This window comes from Mycobacterium persicum (genome assembly GCF_002086675.1).
GTDB classification, from domain to species: domain Bacteria; phylum Actinomycetota; class Actinomycetes; order Mycobacteriales; family Mycobacteriaceae; genus Mycobacterium; species Mycobacterium persicum.
The window spans coordinates 1-2,430 of the sequence record NZ_MVIF01000205.1; the positions used below are offsets into that span (position 1 = coordinate 1).

Annotated in this window: 2 pseudogenes; one reads left to right on the forward strand and one right to left on the reverse strand. The window is 79.5% G+C overall.

The annotated features are described in order from the left end of the window. Window positions 1-1,840 (reverse strand): annotated as a pseudogene (locus BST40_RS33455) (PE family protein); the annotation flags it as partial. A 21-nt stretch (window positions 1,841-1,861) separates the two neighbouring features. Between BST40_RS33455 and BST40_RS33460 the strand changes: the two are divergent. Further along, a pseudogene (locus BST40_RS33460) lies at window positions 1,862-2,430 on the forward strand (hypothetical protein); the annotation flags it as partial.

Below are 2,430 nucleotides of genomic sequence, written 5' to 3' on the forward strand. Positions count from 1 at the left end.
CATTGGCGCCCGCTGCGTTGATCCCGGTACCCGTGCTGGTGCCGCCGGCGCCGCCGACGCCGCCGTTGCCACCGACCCCGCCGTTGCCTCCTTGACCACCGCCGACCCCACCGACGCCGGCGCCGCCGACACCGCCCTGGCCGCCGGCCCCGCCGCCACCGCCCTGGCCACCGGCAGTCGGAACGCTGCCCGATGTGCCGGCCTGACCGGTGCCGCCGTTACCGCCCGCGCCGCCTTGACCGCCCTTGCCGCCGGTGCCGATCGCCCCGTTGGCGCCGTTACCGCTGCCAACGCCGCCGGCCCCCGCGGCGCCGCCCGCACCGCCTTGACCGCCGTCGGCCCCATGGCCGCCGGCGGCTCCGGTGTTCGTGCCGCCGGCGCCGCCCGCGCCGCCTTGGCCGCCAGCGCCACCTTGGCCACCTTGGCCGCCGAAGAGGTTGCCGGGAGCCGCGCCACCGTCGCCGCCCTGCCCGCCGGCGCCACCCTTACCGCCCGTCGCGCCGGCGGTCGGAATGCTGCCCGACGTACCGGCCTGACCGGTGCCGCCGTTGCCGCCGGCGCCCCCGGTGCCGCCCTTGCCGCCGACACCATCCGCACCCATCAGACCACCGTCGGTCCCGGCGCCACCGCTGCCGGAGAGGCCCCCGGTTCCCCCCTTGCCGCCATCGGCGCCAGCACCGCCGCTGGTCCCGGTGTTGGTGCCGCCGGCGCCACCGATGCCCCCTTGGCCACCACCGCCGCCCTGGCCACCTTGGCCGCCACCGACCCCGCCGATGCCCGCACCGCCGGCGCCGCCTTGACCACCGACCCCGCCGGTGCCGCCCTGGCCGCCGGCGGTGGGCGAAGCGCCCGAGGTGCCGGCTTGGCCGACGCCACCGGTACCGCCGGGGCCACCGGCGCCACCTTTGCCGCCGGCACCGTTCGGCCCGGCGACGCCGCTATCGGTGGCAGAGCCGCCCGCGCCGGCGGCCCCGCCGACGCCGCCTTGGCCGCCGTCAGCGCCATTGCCGCCGCTGGTTCCGGTGTTGGTACCGCCGGCACCGCCGACACCCCCTTGACCGCCGACGCCGCCGCGGCCACCATCACCACCACCGACCCCGCCAATGCCCGCACCGCCGGCGCCGCCTTGACCACCGGCGCCGCCTTGGCCACCCGGACCGCCGTCGGTAGGCGAGGCGCCGGAGGTGCCGGCTTGGCCAGCGCCGCCGTTGCCGCCGGCGCCCCCATTCCCGCCGTCGCCGGCGGTGCCGTTCGCGCCGGCGGCGCCGCCGTCGGTGCCGGAGCCGCCGGCACCCGCGGCGCCACCGGTACCTCCTTGACCGCCCGCGCCGCCGGTGCCGCTGCTGGTTCCGGTGTTGTTGCCGCCGGCGCCGCCGGCGCCACCGTGTCCACCGACGCCGCCCTGGCCACCTTGACCACCACCGACACCGCCCACGCCCGCGCCACCGGCACCGCCTTGCCCGCCGGCGCCGCCCGCCGCGCCCCAGGCACCATCAAAGGGCGAAGCGCTGGCTCTGGCCGCCTTGCCGGTTCCGCCATCACCGCCGGTGCCGCCGGTGCCACCGGTGCCCGCGGCGCCCGCCGCGCCACCGTTGCCGCCCGTGCCCGCGGCGCCACCGGCGCCGCCCTGGCCGCCGGTGCCTCCAGCGCCGCCGTCGGTGGCGTTGTAGCCACCGTCGTCGTTGTAGCCGGCGCCTCCGGTGCCGCCGCGACCGCCCTGACCACCCTGGCCGCCGCTGCCATTGGTCGCTCCGGTGACGGCGCTGCCGCCGTCACCGCCCTGGCCGCCGGCGCCGCCTTGACCGCCTTGGCCGCCGGTGTTGGCGACGTTGGGCCGCACACCATTGGCCCCATCGCCGCCTTGGCCGCCCTGTCCGCCCTGCCCGCCGTCGCCGGCGGTGTGACCGCTGATGGTGGTAGCCCCTCCCTGGCCGCCTTGGCCGCCGGCACCGCCGTGGCCGCCCTGGCCCACATTCTGTCCCGGGAACCCGCCGGTGCCCGTCGTGCCGCCGGCACCGCCTTGACCCCCTGCCCCTCCGGTGCCGCCGGCGCCGGCGTTGTTGGCGCCGTCGTCGGTGTAACCCGACCCGCCGGCCCCGCCGGCGCCACCGTCGCCGCCGCGGCCGCCGGCGCCGTTGTTCGCGCCATTGGCGGCGTTACCGCCTTGACCACCTTGACCGCCCTGACCACCCTGACCACCGGCGTGTCCGATTCCCGACGCCGGGCCGACGGCACCTTGGCCGCCCTGGCCTCCCTGACCACCTTGGCCCCCTTGGCCGGCGGTGTCGCCGAGGGTGGTGCTGACGCCGCCCTGACCACCCCGGCCGCCGTCGCCGCCGTCGCCGGCCGCGCCGGCGGTGCCGCCTGTGCGTGGCGGGTTTCCCGGGCTGCCGGTGGCGGGGAGGCTCGGTGGGTGGAGGGCGGGGGTGG